This is a genomic window from Candidatus Halobonum tyrrellensis G22 (genome assembly GCF_000495475.1).
Taxonomy (GTDB): Archaea; Halobacteriota; Halobacteria; order Halobacteriales; family Haloferacaceae; genus Halobonum; species Halobonum tyrrellense.
In genome coordinates this window covers 144,114-165,277 of sequence record NZ_ASGZ01000013.1, presented here as the reverse complement: position 1 = coordinate 165,277, position 21,164 = coordinate 144,114, and the positions used below count along the sequence as shown (strand labels likewise).

16 protein-coding genes are annotated in these 21,164 nt (G+C 67.8%); 3 read left to right on the top strand and 13 right to left on the bottom strand.

Annotation, left to right across the window (positions count from 1 at the left end; all coding sequences use genetic code 11):
* Positions 1–449, top strand: a 449-nt coding sequence (locus K933_RS05060; RefSeq protein ID WP_023393611.1) for an aldehyde dehydrogenase family protein, incomplete at its 5' end; no start/stop codon positions are given.
* Between the two features lie 93 nt (positions 450–542).
* On the opposite strand, the gene K933_RS05055 is transcribed toward K933_RS05060, so the two are convergent.
* From K933_RS05055 to K933_RS18600, 7 genes are all read right to left on the bottom strand, one after another.
* The gene (locus K933_RS05055) at positions 543–776 is read right to left on the bottom strand and encodes a hypothetical protein (protein ID WP_023393610.1); all 234 of its coding nucleotides are present in this window, start codon (positions 774–776) and stop codon (positions 543–545) included.
* Between the two features lie 9 nt (positions 777–785).
* Positions 786–1,934 carry an oligopeptide/dipeptide ABC transporter ATP-binding protein gene (locus K933_RS05050; protein ID WP_023393609.1) on the bottom strand — a complete coding sequence of 383 codons (1,149 nt, stop codon included), beginning with the start codon at positions 1,932–1,934 and terminating at the stop codon, positions 786–788.
* Positions 1,927–2,979 (bottom strand): ABC transporter ATP-binding protein, encoded by a 1,053-nt coding sequence (locus K933_RS05045; RefSeq protein ID WP_049947617.1) that lies wholly within the window; start codon positions 2,977–2,979, stop codon positions 1,927–1,929. The genes K933_RS05050 and K933_RS05045 overlap by 8 nt, the downstream gene beginning before the upstream one ends.
* 11 nt (positions 2,980–2,990) lie before the next feature.
* The gene (locus tag K933_RS05040; protein WP_023393607.1) at positions 2,991–4,001 is read right to left on the bottom strand and encodes an ABC transporter permease; all 1,011 of its coding nucleotides are present in this window, start codon (positions 3,999–4,001) and stop codon (positions 2,991–2,993) included.
* Entirely contained in the window at positions 4,002–5,012 is a 1,011-nt protein-coding gene (locus K933_RS05035) for an ABC transporter permease subunit (protein WP_049947607.1), read from the bottom strand.
* 90 nt (positions 5,013–5,102) lie between these two features.
* Entirely contained in the window at positions 5,103–6,953 is a 1,851-nt protein-coding gene (locus K933_RS05030; protein ID WP_200862287.1) for an ABC transporter substrate-binding protein, read from the bottom strand.
* Positions 6,954–7,100: 147 nt separating this feature from the next.
* Positions 7,101–9,995 carry an alpha-L-arabinofuranosidase gene (locus K933_RS18600; RefSeq protein WP_023393604.1) on the bottom strand — a complete coding sequence of 965 codons (2,895 nt, stop codon included), beginning with the start codon at positions 9,993–9,995 and terminating at the stop codon, positions 7,101–7,103.
* Between the two features lie 178 nt (positions 9,996–10,173).
* Here K933_RS18600 and K933_RS05020 point away from each other — a divergent pair, with 178 nt between their 5' ends.
* On the top strand, positions 10,174–11,322 hold the full coding sequence (locus tag K933_RS05020) for an ABC transporter ATP-binding protein (protein WP_049947606.1): 1,149 nt from the start codon (positions 10,174–10,176) through the stop codon (positions 11,320–11,322).
* A gap of 89 nt (positions 11,323–11,411) precedes the next feature.
* Here K933_RS05020 and K933_RS05015 read toward each other — a convergent pair whose 3' ends face one another.
* The 4 genes from K933_RS05015 to K933_RS05000 are packed head-to-tail and all read right to left on the bottom strand — an operon-like array spanning position 11,412 to position 15,200.
* Positions 11,412–12,071: a hypothetical protein gene (locus K933_RS05015; RefSeq protein ID WP_023393602.1), complete on the bottom strand. Its 660-nt coding sequence runs from the start codon at positions 12,069–12,071 to the stop codon at positions 11,412–11,414.
* Between the two features lie 56 nt (positions 12,072–12,127).
* Positions 12,128–12,988, bottom strand: coding sequence for a carbohydrate ABC transporter permease (locus tag K933_RS05010; protein ID WP_023393601.1), 861 nt, complete (start codon positions 12,986–12,988; stop codon positions 12,128–12,130).
* A complete protein-coding gene (locus K933_RS05005; RefSeq protein ID WP_023393600.1) occupies positions 12,981–13,904 on the bottom strand; it encodes a carbohydrate ABC transporter permease in 924 nt (307 codons plus the stop codon). The genes K933_RS05010 and K933_RS05005 overlap by 8 nt, the downstream gene beginning before the upstream one ends.
* A 21-nt stretch (positions 13,905–13,925) precedes the next feature.
* Complete coding sequence (locus K933_RS05000) at positions 13,926–15,200, bottom strand: extracellular solute-binding protein (protein WP_080509195.1); 1,275 nt, start codon at positions 15,198–15,200, stop codon at positions 13,926–13,928.
* A gap of 374 nt (positions 15,201–15,574) precedes the next feature.
* Here K933_RS05000 and K933_RS04995 point away from each other — a divergent pair, with 374 nt between their 5' ends.
* On the top strand, positions 15,575–18,301 hold the full coding sequence (locus K933_RS04995) for a sugar-binding domain-containing protein (protein ID WP_023393598.1): 2,727 nt from the start codon (positions 15,575–15,577) through the stop codon (positions 18,299–18,301).
* Positions 18,302–18,410: 109 nt separating this feature from the next.
* On the opposite strand, the gene K933_RS04990 is transcribed toward K933_RS04995, so the two are convergent.
* Together K933_RS04990 and K933_RS04985 are read right to left on the bottom strand one after the other, a co-directional pair.
* A complete protein-coding gene (locus tag K933_RS04990; RefSeq protein WP_023393597.1) occupies positions 18,411–19,919 on the bottom strand; it encodes an alpha-N-arabinofuranosidase in 1,509 nt (502 codons plus the stop codon).
* Positions 19,920–20,076: 157 nt separating this feature from the next.
* Positions 20,077–20,958 (bottom strand): fumarylacetoacetate hydrolase family protein, encoded by an 882-nt coding sequence (locus K933_RS04985; protein WP_049947605.1) that lies wholly within the window; start codon positions 20,956–20,958, stop codon positions 20,077–20,079.
* Positions 20,959–21,164: the final 206 nt, after the last annotated feature.

Genomic DNA, 21,164 nt, shown 5'->3' with positions numbered 1-21,164 from the left:
ACTCGACGCTCGAGTACGTCGACGTCGCCGAAACCGAAGGCGCGACGCTGGCGACGGGCGGCGGTGAACCGGATCTCGGCGAGGGGTTCTTCGTGGAGCCGACGGTGTTCACGGAGGTAGAGCCGGAGATGCGGATCGCCCAGGAGGAAGTGTTCGGGCCGGTGGTGGCGGTGTTGAAGGTGAGCGACTTCGAGGAGGCGATGGACGTGGCGAACGGCGTCGAGTACGGACTCTCGGCGTCGATCGTGACGGACGACCACACGGAGGCGAATCGGTTCATCGACGACATCGAGGCGGGTGTGGCGAAGGTGAACGAGAAGACGACGGGGCTGGAACTGCACGTGCCGTTCGGTGGGTTCAAGCGGTCGTCGTCGGAGACGTGGCGCGAGCAGGGCGACGAGGGGCTCGAATTCTACACGATCGAGAAGACGGTCTACGACGGCTACTGAGACGGGTCGACCGTCCGTCGGCGGCGCCGTTTTTCCGATTCTTCTCGCAGCCGAGAGACGTAAGGCTCCGCGCTCGCGCGTTCCGCGCGCCCGTCAGTCGAACGCGCGGAGCGGCTGCCAGCCGAGGTACAGCCCCACCCCGGCCACGGCGATGAGCAGCGCCTGAACGCACAGCGCGAGGACCGAGACCACCCAGCTTCCGGTCCCGGGCCGTTGAAACGGGAACACCGCGAGCACCAACACCGCGAGCGTGGCCGACAGCACCAACACGATACGGAAGACGACCTCGCTCGTGGTTCGCTCCGGGTTCCGGGGTCGCGACGACATGCGGGACCGCTACTCGGCCGCCCCGTCGGCGAGGCCGCCGTGGTCGCTCTCGTCGACCAGGTCGGTGCGGTCGTCGCCCTCCTCGTCCAACTCGGGGCTGTCCCAGTACTCGTGGTCGTCGAGCACGCGGAAACACGCCGCCTCGGCGTCGGACGCCCCGTCGGCGTACAGGTCGGGCGACTCGGTCGTACACACCTCCCGGGCCTCCGGACACCGGGTGTGGAAGCGGCAGCCGCTCGGTGGGTTCCGCGGGTCCGGCACGTCGATCCGGCGGAGCGGCGAGTCGGGCGGGTCCTCGATGTCGGGGTCGAGGTTGGGGGTCGCCCACATCAGCGCCCGCGTGTACGGGTGCTGGGGGTTGCCGAGCACCTCGTCGATCGGTCCGATCTCGACCAGTTCGCCGAGGTACATGATCCCGATCCGGCCGTCGGCCTTGCCCGCGATGTAGCTCGCGTTCGAGAGGTTGTGGCTGATGAACAGAAACGAGGTGCCGAACTCGTCTTGGAGTTCGAGCATCAGGTCCATCATGTCGATCCGGAGGCTCACGTCGAGCGCGCTCACCGCCTCGTCGGCCAAGATCAGGTCGGGGTTCATCAACAGCGCGCGGATCAGTGCGACGCGCTGTTTCTCGCCGCCCGACAGCTGGTGGGGGAAGCGCTTGGCGTAGTCGTCCGGCGGCTCCATCCCGACCCGCGAGAGCATCTCGTGGATCCGGTCGCGCCGCTCGAACGTGTCCATGCCGGGCTTGCGGATCCGGAGCGGGGCCGACAGCGTGTGCTGGACCGTCTTGTTCGGGTTCAGCGACGCGCCGGGGTCCTGGTGGATGATCTGGAGCGACTGCCGGATCTCCTCGTGGGGGATCGACACGTCGCCCTCGCGGTCCTTCGCCTTCCAGACGTCCTGGCCCTCGTAGTGGACGCTCCCGCCGGTCGGCCGCTGGACGCCGATCGCCGTCTTGCCCAGCGTGGTCTTGCCGCAGCCCGACTCGCCCACCAGCGCGACGATGTCGTTCTCCGGCACGTCGAGGCTGACCCCGTCGACGGCCTTCACCACGTCCGCGTCGCCGCCGAAGCCGAACAGCCCGGAGTCAGACTCGAAGTGCACCTCGACGTCCCGGAGCGAGACGACGTGGTCGTCGCTCCCGCCCTCGCTACTCATGACGCCGCACCTCCTGGAGCGTGAGGGGGATCTCCTCTCGCACCCGCTCCACGTAGTGACACGCCGCCGCGTGGTCGTCCGCCGGGTCGTCGGCGTCGAGCGGAGGGTCCTCCTCGACGCACCGCTCGTCCGCGAGCGGACACCGCGGGTGGTACGAACAGCCGTCGGGCACCGACACCGGGTCGGGCGCCGCCCCCGCGATGGGCTGCATCTCCTCGCGCGGGGTGTCGAGGTTGGGTGTCGAGTTCAACAGTGCCCGGGTGTAGGGGTGTTTCGCGCCGGTCAACACCTCGTACGCCGGGCCGACCTCGACGAACTCGAACGCGTACAGCACCGCGAGCCTGTCGGCCAGGTTCGCCACCAGCGGGAGGTCGTGGGTGATGAACACGATGGTGAGGTCGCGTTCGGCGGCGATCTGTTTGATCAGTTCGATGATGTTCCGCTGCATCAGCAGGTCGAGGGCGGCCGTCGGCTCGTCCATCACCAGCACCTCCGGGTCGAGCACGAGTGCCAACGCGATGAGCGCGCGCTGTTTCATCCCGCCCGACAGTTCGTGCGGGTACGAGCCGAGTACCTGCGCGGGTTCGAGGTACAGTTCCGACAGCAGGTCGCGCGCGCGGTCCATCCCCGCCTCGACCGGGCGGTCGTGGACCGACAGCGTCTCCTCGAAGTGGGCGCCGACCGTCATCGTCGGGTTGAACGACGACATCGCGCCCTGGAACACCATCGCGATCTGCTCCCAGCGGATGCGTTTGATCTCGTCTTCGGGCAGGCCGAGGATCTCGACCGGTTCGCCCGACTCGGGGTGGAAGGTGATGTCGCCGGTGACCATCCCCGGGTCGACCACCGCGTCGAGCAGCGCGGAGGCGAACATCGACTTGCCCGACCCGCTCTCGCCGACGACGCCGAGCACCTCCCCGCGGCGGACGTCCATGCTCACCGAGTCGAGCACGTTCGATTCGCCCCGCGCCATGTCGAACGACACGGAGGTGTTACGCACCTCGAAGATCGGGTCCTCGACGGTCGAGACGTCTGTGGGTTGCATCGTCGTCATGGTTACTCCTGGTAGGGTGCGGTGTCGTCCTCGATGGACTCGGCGTGGCGCGCACGGATGCGCGGGTTGAACAGTTTCTCGGTCCCCTGTGCGAACAGCACGAGGCCGAACGACAGCAGGATGATCGCGAACATCGGGATCAACAGCCAGTGGAGCACGTCGAGCGAGTAGATGGCGCCGCTGGTGTACGCGCTGTTGAGCATGATCCCCCAGTTGGGGTTCGACGACGGCAGGATGCCGAGGAAGTACAGCGCGACCGACCCGAAGATCACCCCGCGGGCGGAGTTGACGAAGTTGATCAGCACGAACGGCATCACGTTGGGGACGATGTCGTCTTTCAGGATGCGCGAGACGGGCGCGCCCATCACCCGCGACGCCTCGACGTACGAGTCGTCCCGGAGCGACAGCACCTGCGAGCGGATCGCCCGCGCCAGCCCCGCCCACGCGTTGATCGTGAGGATGATCCCGATCACGGCCGGGTTGCGCGGTTCGAGGATCGCCGCCAGCAGGATGATCAACGGCAGGCCGGGAAGCGTCATCGCGATGTCGGTGACCGTGGTGAGCACCCGGTCGACCGCGCCGCCCTTGTACCCCGAGACGACGCCGATCAGCGTCGCCAGCACCGTCGAGAACACCGCTCCGGCCACGATCAGCTGGATCATCGCCGGCGTCGCGTGGACGATGGCCGAGAGGATGCTCTCGCCGAGGTTGTTCGTCCCCAGCGGGTACGCCATGTCCTGGAACGCGCCGGTCAGCCGGGGACCCTGCCCGGAACTGGGCGTGGCGACGATGGTGGGGCCCCAGTCTGTGGCCGACACCCACGCCACCGCGGCCAACACCAGGTAGAACAGGACGATCAGCGACCCGAGCCGCGTCCGCCAGTCGCTCCACGCGACCCGCATCGGGGTGAGCACCGCGATGTCGAACCACTCGCGGTACACCTCCCACTGGGTCGCCGACCCGTCGGCGGCCGACTCGTCGGCGGGACCGAACGTCGAACTCCGTTCGGACATCTAGTACGCCTCCCTCGCGTCGTCGTCGCTGATCCGGGGGTCGATCCGACTGTACGTCAGGTCGGCGATGAGCACACAGATCATCACCGCCACCGCGATGACGAGGAAGCCGCCCATCATCAGCGGGTAGTCGCGCGTGCTGATCGCCTCCAGCAGGTAGTAGCCCAGCCCTGGGTACGCGAAGATCTGTTCGAGGATGACCGACCCCCCGAACATGAATCCGACCGAGATCATGAACTGGGTGTACATCGGGAGGATCGCGTTCCGCCCGACGTACCGGACCGCGATCCGCCGTCCGGGGACGCCGCGGAGGTGCGCCACGCGGATGTAGTCCTCGCCGATCTCCTGGATCGCGTTGCCGCGCATCGTGATCGCCGTCCCGCCGAACCCCGTGATCACCAGCGACGCGACCGGGAGCACGGCGTGGTACAACACGTCGCCGACGTACGACAGCGACAACGACGGCTCCAGCCCCGACGAGACGTTCCCCGACTGGGGGAAGACGCCGAACTGGATCGACAGGAAGTACACCAGTAGGATCGCCGCGATGTAGTAGGGCACCGAGTTCAACAGCATCGACACCACCGTCGACCCGACGTCGAAGTCGGTCCCCTCGGCGTACGCCATGGCCGCCCCGAGGACGATGCCGATCGCGAACGTCAGGAGGATGGCGATGGTGAGGAGGAGTACGGTCCACGGGAGCGCCTGGACGATGATCTCGCTGACCGGCCGTCCGTACCAGATCGACTGGCCGAGGTCGCCCTGCAGGATGCTCGTCACGTAGTCCCAGTACTGGACGTACAGCGGCGTCGAGGGGTCGACGTTGGTGTACGACTCGACGAGCGCGTTGAGTTGGGTCATGTCGACGTTGCTCGACCCGCCGCTCTGCATCACCTGTGCCCTGATGGCGTCGCCCGGCCCGCCCGGGAGCGCCCGGATGAGCGCGAACGTGATGGTGATCACGGATAGCAAGGTAACCGCGGCCTGTCCTACTCGTTTCAATGCGTACATCTATCGTTGAGTTTACAATCGTATCGCGGCATAGTTGTTTCGTTGTCCCTTCTCGGACGGCGGCGTCGGGCGTGATCCGAACCCGCCGGATCAGGCCGTCTTGGCCGTGAGATTCCCGTTCCGGGGGAACCACCACAGCGGCCACTTCGACTGATAGCGCGGGTCGTCGGGCGCCGGGACGTTCCAGTCGTCGGTCGTGAACCACACCTGGTCGTTGATCTCCTGGATCGGGAGCATCGGGATCGACTGGTTGGTGATCCACGCCAACTGGTCGGTGAGGTCGGTGTTCTCCTCCCCCGACGAGACCAGCAGATCGCTCATCAGGCTCTCGACGTCGACCGACTGGAGTTCGCCGTCGGGTTCGCCCACCGGCGGCACCTCCAGCGTCGACGGCTCGAAGTTCATGAACGAGGCGTCGATGTTGTAGTACATGTCGAACACGTAGTAGGGGCTGGTCCGCTGGAGCGTCCACCCCGTCGACGCCGCCTGGAAGTTGCCCGCGAGGTAGTGGTTCGACCAGTAGGCGGTCGCCTCGATGGTGACCATCCGCGACTGGATCCCCTCCTCTTTGAGGTTCGAGACGATCGTCTGGTAGACGGGGTGCCAGTCGGTGTAGCCCGCGGGCACCTTGATCGGCATCGACAGCCGCGAGCCGTCGGGGCGCAGCCACTGGCCGTCTTCCTTGGTGTACCCCTCCTCGCGGAGCAGCCGCCGGCCGCGCTCGGGGTCGCGGTAGCGGTGGAGCTGTTGGGCCATCTCGTCGGACACCTTGTTGGTCCACCGGTCGGTGGGCTCGTTCTGGCCGTCGATGTTGCCGACCAGCCCGCTGGGCGCCTCGACGGGCGCGGCGAACGTGCCGTAGTTGGTCGCACACGCCTCGCGGTCGATGAACTCCGCGATGGCCTGTCGGACCCGGATGTTGCCGAAGTCGGGGTCGTCCATGTTGAACGGCAGCGAGTGGCCCCACTGGGCGGGCAGAAACGCCACCTGGAGCGCGTCGGGTCTGTCGTTGCGGACCGACTCGGGGGCGGTGTAGTTCCGGATGCCGTCGACTTCCATCCCCAGTAGGACGCTCGACGTGTTGGTCGAGACGCGTTCGAGGTCCCAGTACTCCCAGTTGATGTTGTCCGCGTCCGGGTGGTGTTCGTACTTGCTCATCCGGAGGCGGTTGGCCGTCACCTCCTCGAACTGGAACGGGCCGTTCCCCTTCGGCTCCTCGAACGCGTCGTTCCGGAGCTCCTCGCGGAGGCTCGCGAGGGTGTCCTCGCTGGAGGCGTCCTCCCACCGCTCGACGTAGTCGCGGTACATGCGGTAGGGCGTCTCCAGCCAGTAGTAGTTGAGTGCGTCGCGGAACAGGTCCCGGTTGACGTTGCCGTCGAGCGTGAGTTCCACCGAACGGTCGCCCGTCCGTTCGATATCGGTCCACAGCGTCGACAGCGAGTCGCTCACGATGTCGTCGGTGACGAGCTTGGTGTACAGGTCGTCCGCGTCGACGGGGTCGCCGGGGTCGCCGTTGTGCCACGTCAGCCCGTCGCGCACCTTCAGCACCGCGCTCCCCTCGCCGAACTCCTCGACCGACACCGCGTACGACTCGAACTCCTCGCTGTCGATGAAGTAGCGCTGGAGCTGGTCGCTCTGCATCGCGTGCGAGAACGGCGTCGTGAGGTTGAGGTGGTTGTACTGGTAGTTCGTCGGGTTCACCGTGATCGGTTCGACGAACGAGTCGACGACGGGTTCGCCGCCGCCGGTCGTGGTGTCGGCCGATCCGTCGCCGGCGGTGTCGTCCGTCGACCCGCCGTCACCGCCCCCACCGTCGCCGGAACAGCCGGCGAGGAGCATCGACCCGCCGGCCGCCCCGGCCATCCCCGACCGGATCAGCCCTCGGCGGGAGAGAAACCTGCGACGCGCGCCGCTATCGCTGCCTTTACTGGGCGATGGCATACCACACGGTAGCATATTCGGGATGAAAAATGTTATGATAGTTCGACGTGTTCATCCACCGTCGATTCGGTCGACGAGCGGACACGCGGGCTGACCGTCTCTCCCGGCCGCTGTGCGCGTCGCGTCCGCGACTCCGGAACGCCCGTCTCACTCCCCGCCGACCCTGGGGCCGTCCGACCGGAGCGACGCGCGACCGCCGCCCGACCCGACGGGCGCGTCGAGGCCGTGCCAGACGCCGTCGTCCGTCACGTCGTAGGCGGCGCCCGACGCGTCGCCGACGTAGAGGCGCGCGACCGACGCGGGGTCGAGGTCGAGCGTCACCGACCCGTCGTCGCCGACCGACAGTTCCTCGGTGACGGTCTCGTAGTTGGTCGGCTCCGTCCACGACGTGCCGAACAGGTGCGGCAGCGGCCGCTCGTCGGACGTGGTACGCATCCGCACGGCAATGACCGACTCGCCGGCGTACTCGTCGCCCACCGAGAGGGTGACCGACGACGACTCCCAGAGGTTGCGGTTGGTGGCGAACACGCAGAGGTCGCCGTCGCCCGCCGCCCGCATCGCCGCGGCGTCGACGTACGGCACGTCCTCCATCCGGCGGATCCGGGGACCGGTCTCGGGGATAGTCCGCCCGGCGCCGGTCGTCTCGACGCCGACCGCGTGCCACTCGGCGTCGCCCCTGAACATCTCCGAGTAGAGTCCGAACACCGCCCCCGCGGGCGCCAGCGGGTTGGGGTCGGAGGGGAAGTCGACGAACGCCGGCGGGAACATCCGGACCGGCACCCACGTCTGGGAGGCGGCGCGGACGAACTCGCTGTGTCTGATGAACGCGTTGAGCATCCCCGCGATGTACGACCCCCCGGGCATCGTCTCCGGGCCGGGGTACGGTGCGCCCGCGTCGACCGTGGGGAACAGGCCGTACTCGCTGACGTTTATCTCGAAGTCGTCGAGCCCGTAGTCGAGCGCCTCCGTCCCCAACTCCTCCATCAGCACGCCGAACTGCGTGGGGAACATGATCAACACCTCGTTGTACTCCACCGGGCCGGCCTCGTTCGCCTCGTACCAGGCGTCGCGCTCCTCCTGGCTCTCGATCCCCCAGTTGTACCGGTGGACGTTCAGCCCGTCGAGGCGGTCGCCCGCCAGGTCGAACAGCGTCGAGTTCCACTCGTCGGGGTCTGGCAGGTTCGCCTCCTCGTACATCGGGTCCATCCCCGACGCGTACACCGTGATGGAGTCGTCGGCCTCCCGCATCGCGTCCGCGTACGCGTCGAACCCGATCCGCTCGTCCGACCCGGCGGCGTACTCGGCGGGGTCGGCGGTGGAGCCGCGCTGCCAGGGTCCGTACACCTCGTTGCCGACGCCCCAGTACTCCACGTCGTACGTCTCGGGGTGGCCGTGCTCCGCGCGGAGGTCGGCCATCGACGCCCGCGGCACGTCGATTTCGAGGGTGTGCTCGCCCGCGCCGAGCGTCGCCGTCGACGACCCGACCACCGTCTGCTCGTCGGCCGTCTCGAACGAGAACTCCCCGTCGGGGAGCGTGTAGCCCACGAGCGACAGCGTGAGTTCCTCCCCCTCGGTGACGGTGACGGAGACCGAGGCGGTGCCGTCTTCGACCTCGATGGGGTCGGCCGTCACCGCGTCGCGGACATCCTCGGGCAGCGAGTTGATCCACGTGTCGCGGTCGAGCACCGCGTCGCGTTCGGCGTGGGCGTACTGGACCAGCCGCTCCTGGCGACCGTAGAAGTCGTCGTCGCTCTCGCCGAGTTCCGTCTCGGGGTCGCCGACGACGAAGTCGAGTTGGTAGGTCCCCTCGTCGGCGGTGTCGTCGCCGACCTCGCCGTTGCAGTACTCCACCCAGTCGGCGGCGTCCGCCGGGAGGATCTGCCGTTCGGACGCCCACGCGGGCGGGTAGTCCCACCAGCCGACGGTGATGTGTGGAGTGAGGTCCGCCACCTCGCAGAGTTCGAGGTACTCGTCGGTGCCGAAGTAGTTGGGGTCGACCCCGCCCCACGCGTGGTTGAACCGCGACTCGCGCTCCGCCAGCGGGCCGACCCCGTCGCGCCAGTTGTACTGGCTGGTGAAGTTGCCGCCCGGCCACTTCAGCCACGTCGCGTCCTGGTCGCGCATCAACTCGACCGTCGAGGGGTTGAACTTGCCGCGTACCGCGTCGTCCGCGGCGAGCATCACCCAGTCGAGGTCGACGTGGCCGCTCCCCCCGGCGGTGAACTCCAGGTAGTACTCGCCGTACGGCGTATCGACGTTGGCGATCGCCCCCGCGACGTACGGGTCGCCCGCCGCCGAGTCGAGTTCGAGCGTCACCTCCTCGCGCTCCCACTCGCCGGTCACGTCCACGTCCGCCGTCGCGAGCGTCTCGCCCACCTCGAACGTGTCCTCCGAGGGCTCGCGGAGCGGCTTGAGCGCCACTGTGACCGTCTCGACGCCCGCCCCGCGGACGGAGACGGAGAGGTCGTACCCCAGCGTCCGGAAGTCGGGCAACACGACCTTCTGGCCGATCCCCCCGCGACCGCCGTCGAGCGTCACCCGCTGGAACCCCGTGGTCTCGGTCGCCGCGACGCCGCCCTCGCCGAGTTCGAACCCGACGCTCCCGCCCGACCCCTCGACGGGTTCCCACGGGAACGGCACGCCCTCCCGCCGGGGGATGCTCGCGGGGTCGAAGAACGTCTTCGGGCCGAAGTAGTCCTCCTCCGACCACGACCGGGGGTAGAAGGAGTTGTTCTTGACGTGCTCGGAGTACACCCCCGGGTAGATGGTCCCCTCCTCGTAGTGTTCACACAACCGGCCGAACAGTTGGTCCGACACCGCGAGGTCGGTCCGGTCGCCCGGCGAGACGGCCACCGTGTTCTCCACCCCGCTGTCGCCGCTCGGCGGTGCCGCCGACACACCCCCCGACGCGGCCGCCCCCGCGAGCGCGAGCGACTGGGCGGCGAGGAACCCCCGCCGGGCGAGGGGTAGCCGTCCCCCGTCCCGTTCGCCCTGATCGGCCGCGTCGCTACCGCTCCGCTCGTCGCTTCGGTCTGTCACCATGCGCCACGGTAGTCGGTGACCCGGTACAAATATCTTTTCTATTGATATAACTAACGTTGGACAGGGAGCATGTCCCCGTCGACGGGCCGGCTCGCGACGGCCGGTCCCCGCGGCTGGAAGATGAAACTAACCGAACACAATCGTTATATATCTTACTACACAGTATTAAAAGTAGATCATGAGCGAAGTCCGATTCGACCACGTACGCAAGGTGTACGACGAGGAGATCGTCGCGATAGACGACTTCTCCCTCGAGATCGAGGACGGGGAGTTCGTCACCGTCGTCGGCCCGTCGGGGTCGGGGAAGTCGACGCTGTTGCGCATGCTCGCCGGACTGGAGGAGATATCCGGCGGGGAGATCAGCATCGGCGACCGGATGGTCAACGACGTCCCCGCCCAGGACCGCAACGTGGCGATGGTGTTCCAGAACTACGCGCTGTACCCCCACATGACGGTCCGGAAGAACATGTCGTACGGGCTGAAGCTCACCTCCGATCTTTCGGACGCCGAGATAGACGACCGGGTGGAGGAGGCGGCGGAGATGATGGGCATCGAAGACCAGTTGGGGAAGAAGCCCGCGTCGCTCTCCGGCGGCCAACAGCAGCGGGTGGCGACCGGCCGCGCCATCGTCCGCGAACCCGAGGTGTTCCTGATGGACGAGCCGCTGAGTAACCTCGACGCCAAACTCCGCGCGCACATGCGGACGGAGCTCCAGCGGATCCAAGACGACCTCGACACCACGACGGTGTACGTCACCCACGACCAGGAGGAGGCACTCACCATGTCCGACCGCGTGGTGATCCTCGACGCGGGCGACCTCCAGCAGGTCGGCACGCCCGACGAGGTGTTCAACAAGCCCGCGAACCTGTTCGTCGCCGACTTCATCGGGTCGCCGTCGATGAACTTCTTCGACGTGGAGTTCCACGGCGACACCCTCGAAGGCGAGGCGCTCTCGTACGACGTGTCGCCGAAGACCGCCGAACGGGTGCGCGAGCGGGCCACCTCCGACGACCTCGTGCTCGGCATCCGGCCCGAACACGTCCGCTTCGCCGACGCCGAGTCGGTCAACGCGATATCGGCCGAACTCGACGTGCACGAACCCGTCGGCGACGACAACTACTTCTACCTCCGGTCGAACGACGTCGAGTTCACCATGCGCGCGATGGGCGATTACGACTACGCCGAGGGCGACGGGATCGCCGTCACGTTCGACGAGGAGAAGATGCACATCTTCGACCGCGCGAGCGGCAACAACGTGATGACCGACACCGGGCGGACGACCGAAACGACGTACGAGCCGACCGTACAGCAGACCCAGCAGACCTGAGACGCCGGTCTCGCTTCCGACCCCCCGTCGCCCCGTCGGCTGGAACCCCGCTCCGGTCCCCCTCTCCGCTCTCTCGTTCCCCGCTCCGGTCAGCGCCGCGACCCCTCGTACGGCGACCAGCCCTCGTCGGCCGCCTCGTACTTCGGCGGCGGCCCGCGGAGGGTTTCGAGGTGGAACGCGGCCACCAGCCCGCCGAAGACGACGACGAACCCGATGGTCAGCGCGCCGGTGACGACGAATAGGAGGAACGTCCCCATCCCCACCATCACCGCGCCCACCGCGTTCCGGCCGGTCCAGCGGACCGCCGCCCGAACCGCCGGCTCCAGTTCCTCCCCGTCGGCGAGCGCCGCGAACGTCGGGACGAGGACCAGCGCCGCGTACACCGCGGCGTACGTCGCCAGCACGCCGAGGACGAGCGCGACGGTCGAGCCGACGAGCAGGTAACGCCGGGCGTACAGCGCCGCCACCGCCGCGAACGCGAGCGGGACGCCCGACAGCAGCGCCGCCGACAGCCCGTGTCGCCTCACCGTCGCGACGACGCGCCCGCGGTCGACGGTGTGCCCTTCGCGGAGCGACGCCACCGCGGCGTACGCGCCGAGCGTCGACGGGCCGACGGTGACGACGGGGAGCGAACAGCAGAACCACGCTACGCTCACGAGTACGAGCCGCGGGCCGTGGTCGTAGAAGAACCGCACCGCCGAGACGAACGACCGGTACACCGCCCGCGTGTCGACGTCCCTGGTTTCCATTTCCGAAACGACGGGCGGGGGAGGTTAACTAGGTTGTGCTCCCGCGGCAGAGCAGGTCAGGTCACGCCCTGCATCTCCACCGCCGTCATCAGCTGTTCTTGGAGCAACAGGAACAGGATGAACAGCGGTCCCGACGCAACCACCGCCGACGCCATCGTCAGTGCGGGCTGGTAGGTGAAGTTGTCCTGCAGGACGACCACGCCGATGGGGAGCGTGTACGCCGCCTCGCTCTGGAGGACGATCAGCGGCCAGAGGAACTGGTTCCAACTCCAGACGAAGATGAACAGCGCCAGCGCCGTCAGGATCGACTTCGACAGCGGCAGGATCATCCGGGTGTAGATCCGGAAGTTGGAGAAGCCGTCGAGTTGGGCCGCCTCCTGCAACTCGTACGGGATGTCCCGGAAGAACTGCGCCAGGAGGAACACCCCCAGCGGCCCGGCCGCGAACGGGAGGATGACGGCGAGGTAGCTGTTGAGTAGCCCGAGGTCGGACACCACGAGGTACAGCGGGATGATGTTCACGAAGCCGGGAACCATGAAGCTCGCGATGATGAGCGCGAGGAGGTAGCGTTGGCCCGGCCACTCGAGTCGCGTGAGTGCGAACGCGATCATCGAGTCCACGAGCAACACGAGCAGCGTCGTCAGCGACGAGATGATGAGCGTGTTGATCGACCACTGGATGATCTGCGACCCGGTGAACAGTTGGATGTACGACCCGAGCGTGACCGGGTCGGGGATCCAGTTCATCCCCTGGGCGACGGCGTCCTGTTGGGTCATGAACGACGTCGAGATCATGTAGATGTAGGGGACCACGAACAGGAACGCCGCCCCGTACATCACGAGGTGGACTAGGGCGCTCCGAAGGGTGATCCCGCCGATGTTGAACGGTTCGGACCGGCTCGTCGTCGTGTTACTCATTGTCGCCTCCGAGGAAGTAGTAGTTCGCGATGGAGACGGCGACGAGTATCCCCGTCAGAACGTACCCGATCGCGGCCGCGTAGCCGAAGTTCCGCTGGTTGAACGCCGCCTGGTACAGGTACATCACGAGCGTCTCCGTCGTCTGGTTCGGGCCGCCCGACGTCATGATGTACGGTTGGCCGTACACTTGGAACGCCCAGATGAGGTTGATCACGATGACGAAGAAGATGGCCCCGCGCATCTGCGGGACGGTCACGTCGCGGAACTGCCGCCACGTCCCCGCACCGTCGAGTTTGGCCGCCTCGTAGAGGTACTCCGGCACGCTCTGTCGCGCCGACAGTAGGATGACGAAGCTGAACCCGACCAGCCACCAGACGGTGGTCATCGCGATGGCGGGCATCGCGAACAGCCGCGACTGGAGCCACTGGGGCGGGTTCGACATCACGGCCCCGAGGTAGTAGTTGATGACGCCGTACTGGGTGGAGTACATGTCGATCCACACGAGCGCCGCGACGGACACCGTCAGGATGTACGGGCTGAAGAAGATCGCACGGAGGAACCCCTGTCCCCTGATGTCGCGGTTGACGCCCAACGCGAGCCCCAGCCCGACCACCACGATCGACGGCACCGTCAGTAGCGCGAAGTAGAACGTGTTGCCGAGCGCGTTCCAGAACTGCGAGTCGTTGAGAAGCGTCGTGTAGTTCTCCAGCCCGAGGAAGACGGACTCCGCGGGAGCGAGCGCGTTCCACTCGAAGAGGCTCATGTACCCGCCCATCACCAGCGGGTACAGCAGGAACACCCCGAAGAGGGCGAGGTACGGGAGCGAGAAGAGGACGCCCTCGACGAACTCCCGACGTGACCGACTGTCGGAACTCAACTTCCCTACGACCCCGCCGAACCGATCGGTGACAGACATTATCTGTGAGTTCCCCGTCGATTACCCGAGGTTGGAGTTCCAGGTCTCGACGCCCTGTTCGATCGCGGCCTGGGGCTCGCTGTTCTGCGAGTAGGCGTCGGTCACCCACGTCCAGTTGGTCCCAGCGTACAGGTCGGAGTTGGGGAGCTGCGGCCAGTACGCCAGCTGTTCGTCGTTCGCCATCTCCATGAAGCTCTCGAGCGTCTTGCCCCAGATGTCGGCGTTCTGGAGTTCGTCGCTGTTGAGGATCGGGTTGTACGCCGGCAGGTGGCCGGCCTCGGCGCCCCACGAGGGGTTCTCCTGCGTGATCCACTCGGCGGCGTCGACGGCCGCCTGCACCCGCTCGTCGCTCGCGTTCGACTGCTGGGGGATCACGATCGTGTGGCTGTCGGCGGTCGACCGTAGCTGGTCGGCCTCCGGGAAGACGCGGGGTTTGTCGAAGCCCCACTCGAACTCCTGCTCGCGCATCACGTTGACGTACCACGTCCCGTTGACGGTCATGGCGACCGAACCGTTCCGGAAGCTCTGTGCCACGCGGTCCTCGGAGATGTCCGGCTGGTCCCACCCGCGCTCCCCCGAGACGCTCGCGAGGAACTCCAACGACCCCGTCCCCGCCTCGTCACCGAAGGTAGCCTCGGTGAGGTCGTCGTTGAACATCGACCCACCGTACTGGTTGAGTCCCATGAACCACTGCCTGAACCCGCCGCCGCCGCCCCAGTAGGGGTCGGGGCTGAACGGGAGCGCGTCCGTGTTCTCGAGGATGGCGTTGCACGCCTCCTCGAACTGGGAGTAGCTCTCGATCGGCGGCTCCACGCCCGCCTCGTTGAGGACGTCGACGTTGTAGTAGAGCCCGACCGGGTGGGAGTCCATCGGCACGGCGTACTGCCCATCGTCGATCTGACAGGCGCTCAGGATCGAGTCCACGTAGTCGTTCGAGGAGACGTTGTCCTGGATGTCGACCAGCGTGTCCTGGAACCGGCGCAGGTACGACGCGTGCGAGATGGCCATGTCCGGCGGGTCCCCGCCAGTCATCGAGGTGAACAGGCGGTTGTAGTGTTCCTCCCACGGGGTCCGCTGGCGGTTGATGCTGATGTTGTCGCCCAGCGGCTGTTCGTCGTTGAACTTGTCGATGATGGACTTCATCACCTCCCCGTCGCCACCGCCGAACAGCGTCCAGTAGTCGAGTTCGATGTTCCCGTCGCCGCCGCCGCCGCCGCCACCGCCACCGCCGCCCATACCGACACAGCCAGCGATACCGCCGAGACCGGCGACACCGGTCACGCCGGCTGCTTTCATGAATCGACGCCGGTCGACGCGGCTCGGTGATGCGTCCCGATTCGACGTGTCATCGGCCGCACCATTCGTGTTACCGTGTGACATCACACTAGAGGAACCCCTGTTATTATAATAAATGTTCCCCTCCGACCCGGGTCGACGACGGGACCGTCGGGGAACTGCTATCGGGGGCCGCTACGGGCGTCTCGTGGCCCCACTTGAATACTTCCCCGATATCGAGAGATAGTTTATGGGTGTTCCCGTACGGACCCACCTCGTCCCCGGACCGCCGCGCCCGGTCCGCCTCCCGGCCGTGTTCGACCCCCGACTGCTCTGGCGATGGGAGACTGACACGAGGGCAAAACGTGATATGCGATGACGGGTCTTACACCTGTGTGCACCACACGACACTCACGCGGGAGCCGACACGCGAACTCGCCGGCAACTGGGAGTTCGCGACCGACCCCGACGACGTCGGCCGGTCGGAGGCGTGGTACGACCCGGACGCCGACTGGTCGGGGAGCCGCGACGTGTCCGTCCCCCACTCGTGGCAGGAGGAGGCGGACCTCCGCGAGTACACCGGGGTGGGCTGGTACCGACGGTCGGTCGACGTCGACGCCGTCGGCGACGACCGTCGGGCGCTGCTGTACTTCGGCGCGGTCGACTACGACGCCACCGTCTGGGTCAACGGCGAGCGGGTCGGCGGGAACCGCGAGGGCTACCTCCCCTTCCGGTTCGACGTCACCGACGCGCTGGTCGACGGGGAGAACTCGGTCGTCGTCCGCGTCGACGACCCCGAGGACATCTCGGAGATCCCTCACGGGAAACAGGGCGAACCGTGGTACACCCGCGTCAGCGGCATCTGGCAGCGGGTCGACCTCGCGGTGGTGCCCGCGACGCGCGTGCGCGACGTCCGCGTCACGCCGGACCTGACCGACGACACCGCCTCCGTCGAGGTGCGCGCGACCGCTCCGGACGACGCCGGCGCGTTCGACGGTCTCTCCGCGACCGTCCGGGTGCGCCCGGCGGGCGGTGACGCGACCGGCGAGGCCGACGCCGCCCGCGGGTCGCGTTCGCTCGACGCCGACGGGACTGCGACCCTCACGCTCGAGTTCGACGACCCGACCTACTGGACGCCCGACGACCCCCACCTGTACGAGGTGGCGGTCGACCTCGAACGCGACGGCGACCGGGTCGACGCGTACGACGACACGTTCGGCATGCGGAGCGTCGAACGCCGCGAGGGCGACATCTACCTCAACGGCGACCCGCTGTTCGTCCGGGGGGCGCTCGACCAGGCGTTCTACCCCGACACGTTCTACCGGCCCGCCGACCTCGACACGTTCGAAGCCGAGATCCGAGCGGCGAAGGAGATGGGGTTCAACATGCTCCGCAAGCACATCAAGCCCGCCCACCCCCGCTTTCTCGAACTCGCCGACGAGATGGGGATGCTCGTCTGGGAGGAGCCGGCGAACCCGAGCGTCTACTCCGAGACGTCCCGCGAGGCGGTGCGAGAGCAGTTCGCGCGCATGGTCGAGCGCGACTTCAACCGGCCGAGCGTAATCGCGTGGAGCCTCTACAACGAGGAGTGGGGGATCGGCGGGCTCTACGAGGAGGGGGAGTCGCTGTGGACCGACGCCGAGAAGCAGTCGTTCCTCGCGGAGTTTTACGCGTCCGCGCGCGAGCGCGACCCCACCCGCCTCGTCTGTGACAACTCCGGGTGGGCGCACGTCGTCACCGACCTCAACGACTACCACGAGTACTTCGTGGTTCCGGACCGCGCGGGCGCGTGGCGCGACAAACTCGACGACATCGTCGACGACCCCGCCGGGAACTACGGCGGCTACGACGCGTACGGCGGCGACGGCCCCGCGCCCGACGAGACGCCGCTTCTGGTCTCGGAGTTCGGCACCTGGGGGCTACCGTCGGTCGACGCGCTCGAAGCCCACTACGGCGGCGACCCCCACTGGTACCGCCACGAGTTCCTCTCGGGGCTGAAGTCGCCCGCGGGCGTCCGCGACCGGTTCGAGTCGAGCCACCTCGCGGAGACGTTCGCCGACCTCGACGGTCTGGCCGACGCGTGGCAGCGCCGCGAACTCACCTCGATAGCCGACAGCATCGCGGACATGCGGGTCCACGACGGCGTCGCGGGCTACGTCGTCACGGAACTGACCGACATCGAGTGGGAGTTCAACGGTCTCCTCGACTACCTGCGCGAGGAGAAGGTCCCCGCCGAGCGGTTCGCGCGCGCCAACGCGCCGGTCGCGGTCCAGGTCCGCCCCGACGCGCACGTCGCGTGGGACGACGAGGTGGTGAACGCCGACCTCGTGGTCGTCAACGACACGGGCGACCGGGTCGAGGCGACCCTCCGCTGGGAGGCGTTCGGCGAGACCGGCGAGACCGAGGTGAGCGTCGGTCCCTTCGCCACCGAACGACTCGCGAACGCGGTGTCGGTCGACGCGCCCGCGGTCGACGGCGTCCGCGCCGGGTCGGTCACCGCCGAACTCGCCGACCCGGACGCGGGCGACGCCCGCGGCCCGGACGACGTGCGGGGCGAGGCGTCGGTGACGGTCGTCGCTCGCGACGCCGGCATCGCGCTCGGCGTCTACACCGACCACGACGGCCTCCGCGAGGCACTCGCGGCCGCCGACGGGCCGACGGTCGTCGACCTGAACGAGGCCGACGCCGCGCTCGTCACCGCGCTCGACGACGAGGTCCGCGCGTTCGTCGAGGGCGGCGGTACCGCGGCGCTCCTCCCCGACGCCGACGGCCGGATGAACGGGACCGACGAGTTCGGCTTCACCGAACTCCCCGCCGAGGAGAGCTGGAACCTCTGTGCGTCGTTCGTCTCCCAGACGCTGCTCTCCGACGTCGACGCGGTGCCGGGGTGGGCGTTCGAGGGACTGTACCCGTACGCGTACGTCGCCGACCCCGCCGGCGACGACGAGGTGTTCGCGGGCTACACCGAGGGGTGGGTCGCCAACTCGGGTGCGGTCGCGCTCGCGCGGTCGGTCGGCGACGGCCGGCTGGGCGTCTGCACCCTCCGCGTGGCCGACGGCTACGGCTCACACCCCACCGCGACCGCGGCGCTGTCGGCGTTCGTCGACCGACTCCGCGAGTAGCTCGGTAGCGCGCCGTGAGGGCTGCGGTCGGCACGTGGTCGGCGCGCGGACGCCGTCGGTCGCGGCGCGACCCGAGCGAGACGCGGCGGAGTCGAACCGCGGGTCGGCGTTACTCGACGGAGACGGCGGCGACCGTCGCGGGGTCGAGGTCGGCGACCAGTTTCCCGTCCTCGACGGAGACGTCGAGTTCCTCGGCGGTGAACTCGTCGGCGTTGTCGGCGGTCACCGCGACGTCGAGTTCGGCGTCGGCGAACAGCACCTCGGCGTCGACGTCGGCGGCGTCGACGTCGACACCTTCGAGCGCGACTTCGACCGTCTGCCCCTCGCGGACGTCGAGGTTGGTGAGCGTGAGGAACGTCCCCCCGTCGCCGAGCGACGCCGACGCGCCCACGAGCGGGAGGTCGTCGTCCTCCCCCTCGACATCGCGGGTGGGGGCGTCGACGGACGTGGTGACCGCGTCGTTCCCCTTGTGGGGGGCGTACAGGTCGAACACGCGGTAGGTCGGACGCGCCCACGCGTCGTCGCCGTCCGTCTCGACGAGACACTGGAGCACGTTGACCGTCTGGGCGATGTTCGACATGGTCATCACGTCGCTGTGGTGGTTGAACACGTCGAGCACCGCGGCGGCCGACAGCGCGTCGAGCGCGGTCCCGGGCTGTTCGAGGCCGTTCTCGGAGACGGCCTCGGTGTGCCACGTCCCCCACTCGTCGATGATGATGCCGATGTCGCGGGTCGTCGCTACGGCGTCGACGGCCGCGGCGATGCGCTCGATGTGGTTGTCCATCTCGAGCGCCTCGACCAGCATCCCCTCGTAGTCGTCGGCGCCGGTCTCGTCGTCGACGACGCTCATCGTCCGCCCGTAGTAGTGGTGGAGCGTGAGGTGGTCGAGCGGGAACGCCTGCCCCCACGCGGAGTTGCCGACCTCCTCCATGAACCGGCGGTTCCACTCGTGGTCCTCGAACCCGCAGGCGATGAGTTCGAGGTCGCGGTCGAGCATCAGGTTGTCCATCGTCCCCACGTAGGTGGCGAACCGGCGGTACTCGCGGGCGTACTGCTCGGGACTCATCCGGCCGCCACAGCCCCAGTTCTCGTTGCCCAGCCCCCAGAACTTCACGTCGTAGCCGTCCTCGTGGCCGTTCTCCCGGCGGCGGTCGGCGAGTTCGGTGTCGCCCTCGTAGTTGCAGTACTCCACCCAGTCGGCCGCCTCCTGGGGGTCGCCCGACCCGACGTTCGCGGCGAGGTACGGCTCGGTGTCGAGCCGTTCACACAGTTGGAGGAACTCGTCGGTGCCGAACTCGTTCGACTCCTCGGGGCGTTCGTCGGTGTCCTGCGCCCAAAACAGGTTGCGCCGGCGGGGTCGGTCCTCGACGGGGCCGACGCCGTCCTCCCAGTGGTAGTCGTCGGCGAAACAGCCGCCGGGCCAGCGCAGGACGGGCATCTCCAGGTCCTCCAGCAGCGAGACCACGTCGTCGCGGTAGCCGTCCTCGTCGTCGTTCCCGCTCCGCCAGACCCCGTCGTAGATACACCGGCCGAGATGCTCGGAGAAGTGGCCGTGTACCTCGGGTTCGATCCGGTCGATGACCGCCTCGGTGTGGACTGTTACCTGCGCGTTCGTCATACGGTATCCCGTGTTCGCTGCCGGCGGTATAAATCGACCGGTTGTTCGTGTAATACCCCGCGGGCGGCGCCGTTCCGGGGTGACCGAAAGAATCGATCGCGGGGTTCCGGTGCCGACGCGCGGGCGTGGGTCGGGGTCGTCGGTCGGGGCGCCGCCGTCAGGAGTCGAGCAGTTCGACCGGGTTCTCCAGCGTGCCGATCCCCTCGATCTCGATCGCGACGTCGTCGCCGTCCTCGAGGGTGACGTCGTCCGGCGGGATGATCGACGTGCCGGTCAACAGCGCGGTGAGTTCGGGCACCTCGTTGTACCGCTGGAAGAACTCGTTGAGTTCGTCGACCGACCGGACCATCTCGCTGGTCGAGGTGGACTCTTGGAAGACGGTGTCGCCGTCCCGGGAGATGGTGAGTTCCATCCGCACGTCGTGGGGGTCGCCGATCGTGTCGCCCGTCGAGATGCACGGGCCGAGCGCGCAGCTCTTGGCGTAGATCTTGCTCTGCGGGAGGTACAGCAGGTTCTCGCGCTCGATCGACCGGCTACACACGTCGTTTCCGACGGTGTAGCCCACGATGTCTCCCTTGTAGAGGATCATCGTCAACTCGGGTTCGGGCACGTCCCACTCGGAGTCGCCCCGGATCCCGACCGCCTCGTCCGGGCCGACCGTCCGGCTCGGGGTGGCCTTGAAGTACACCTCGGGGCGGTCGCCCTCGTACGCGTTGAGGTACGACTCGGCCAGCCCGCCGGAGCTGTCCTCCTGGCGCGCCTCCTGGCTGATCGAGTAGGTGACGCCCGCCCCCCAGATCTCCTCCGGGTCGAGCGGTCGGATCAGGTTGGCTTCGAGGACGTCGCGGTCGACCGTCGGCGCGTCGTCGGTCCACGCGGCGGCGACCTCGTCGACGCTGTCGTCGGTGAGCGCGGCGGCGGACGCCAACTCGTGGAACGAGGTCGGTCCCGGCTCCGTGGCGGTCAGGTCGTAGGCCGTCTCCTCGTCGCTCGCCACGAGGGAGACATCGTCGTCACGTTCGATGCGATAATATCGCATGTCCCTCCCACATACGGGCGGTCACAAATATCTTGCTCCCCGTAGCGGTCCCGCCGGCCGGCCGATGCTTCCGGGAGGACCGGAACGGGTCGAGGGTTGAGAATTACAGCGATATGTTTGTAATCGACGGCGGACTCGACCGCGAGCGAACCGGAAACGGGGGCGTATTTGCCGGGACCTGATTCCGGTGATAGCGGACGGATGCT

Coding starts and splice junctions, on each gene's coding strand:
- K933_RS04990 (WP_023393597.1), bottom strand. CDS start 19,919: ATGACGAACGCGCAGGTAACAGTCCACACCGAGGCGGTCATCGACCGG.
- K933_RS18600 (WP_023393604.1), bottom strand. CDS start 9,995: ATGGTGACAGACCGAAGCGACGAGCGGAGCGGTAGCGACGCGGCCGAT.
- K933_RS05005 (WP_023393600.1), bottom strand. CDS start 13,904: ATGTCTGTCACCGATCGGTTCGGCGGGGTCGTAGGGAAGTTGAGTTCC.
- K933_RS05055 (WP_023393610.1), bottom strand. CDS start 776: ATGTCGTCGCGACCCCGGAACCCGGAGCGAACCACGAGCGAGGTCGTC.
- K933_RS05045 (WP_049947617.1), bottom strand. CDS start 2,979: ATGCAACCCACAGACGTCTCGACCGTCGAGGACCCGATCTTCGAGGTG.
- K933_RS05050 (WP_023393609.1), bottom strand. CDS start 1,934: ATGAGTAGCGAGGGCGGGAGCGACGACCACGTCGTCTCGCTCCGGGAC.
- K933_RS05035 (WP_049947607.1), bottom strand. CDS start 5,012: ATGTACGCATTGAAACGAGTAGGACAGGCCGCGGTTACCTTGCTATCC.
- K933_RS05000 (WP_080509195.1), bottom strand. CDS start 15,200: ATGAAAGCAGCCGGCGTGACCGGTGTCGCCGGTCTCGGCGGTATCGCT.
- K933_RS05010 (WP_023393601.1), bottom strand. CDS start 12,988: ATGAGTAACACGACGACGAGCCGGTCCGAACCGTTCAACATCGGCGGG.
- K933_RS05030 (WP_200862287.1), bottom strand. CDS start 6,953: ATGCCATCGCCCAGTAAAGGCAGCGATAGCGGCGCGCGTCGCAGGTTT.
- K933_RS05015 (WP_023393602.1), bottom strand. CDS start 12,071: ATGGAAACCAGGGACGTCGACACGCGGGCGGTGTACCGGTCGTTCGTC.
- K933_RS05020 (WP_049947606.1), top strand. CDS start 10,174: ATGAGCGAAGTCCGATTCGACCACGTACGCAAGGTGTACGACGAGGAG.
- K933_RS04985 (WP_049947605.1), bottom strand. CDS start 20,958: ATGCGATATTATCGCATCGAACGTGACGACGATGTCTCCCTCGTGGCG.
- K933_RS05040 (WP_023393607.1), bottom strand. CDS start 4,001: ATGTCCGAACGGAGTTCGACGTTCGGTCCCGCCGACGAGTCGGCCGCC.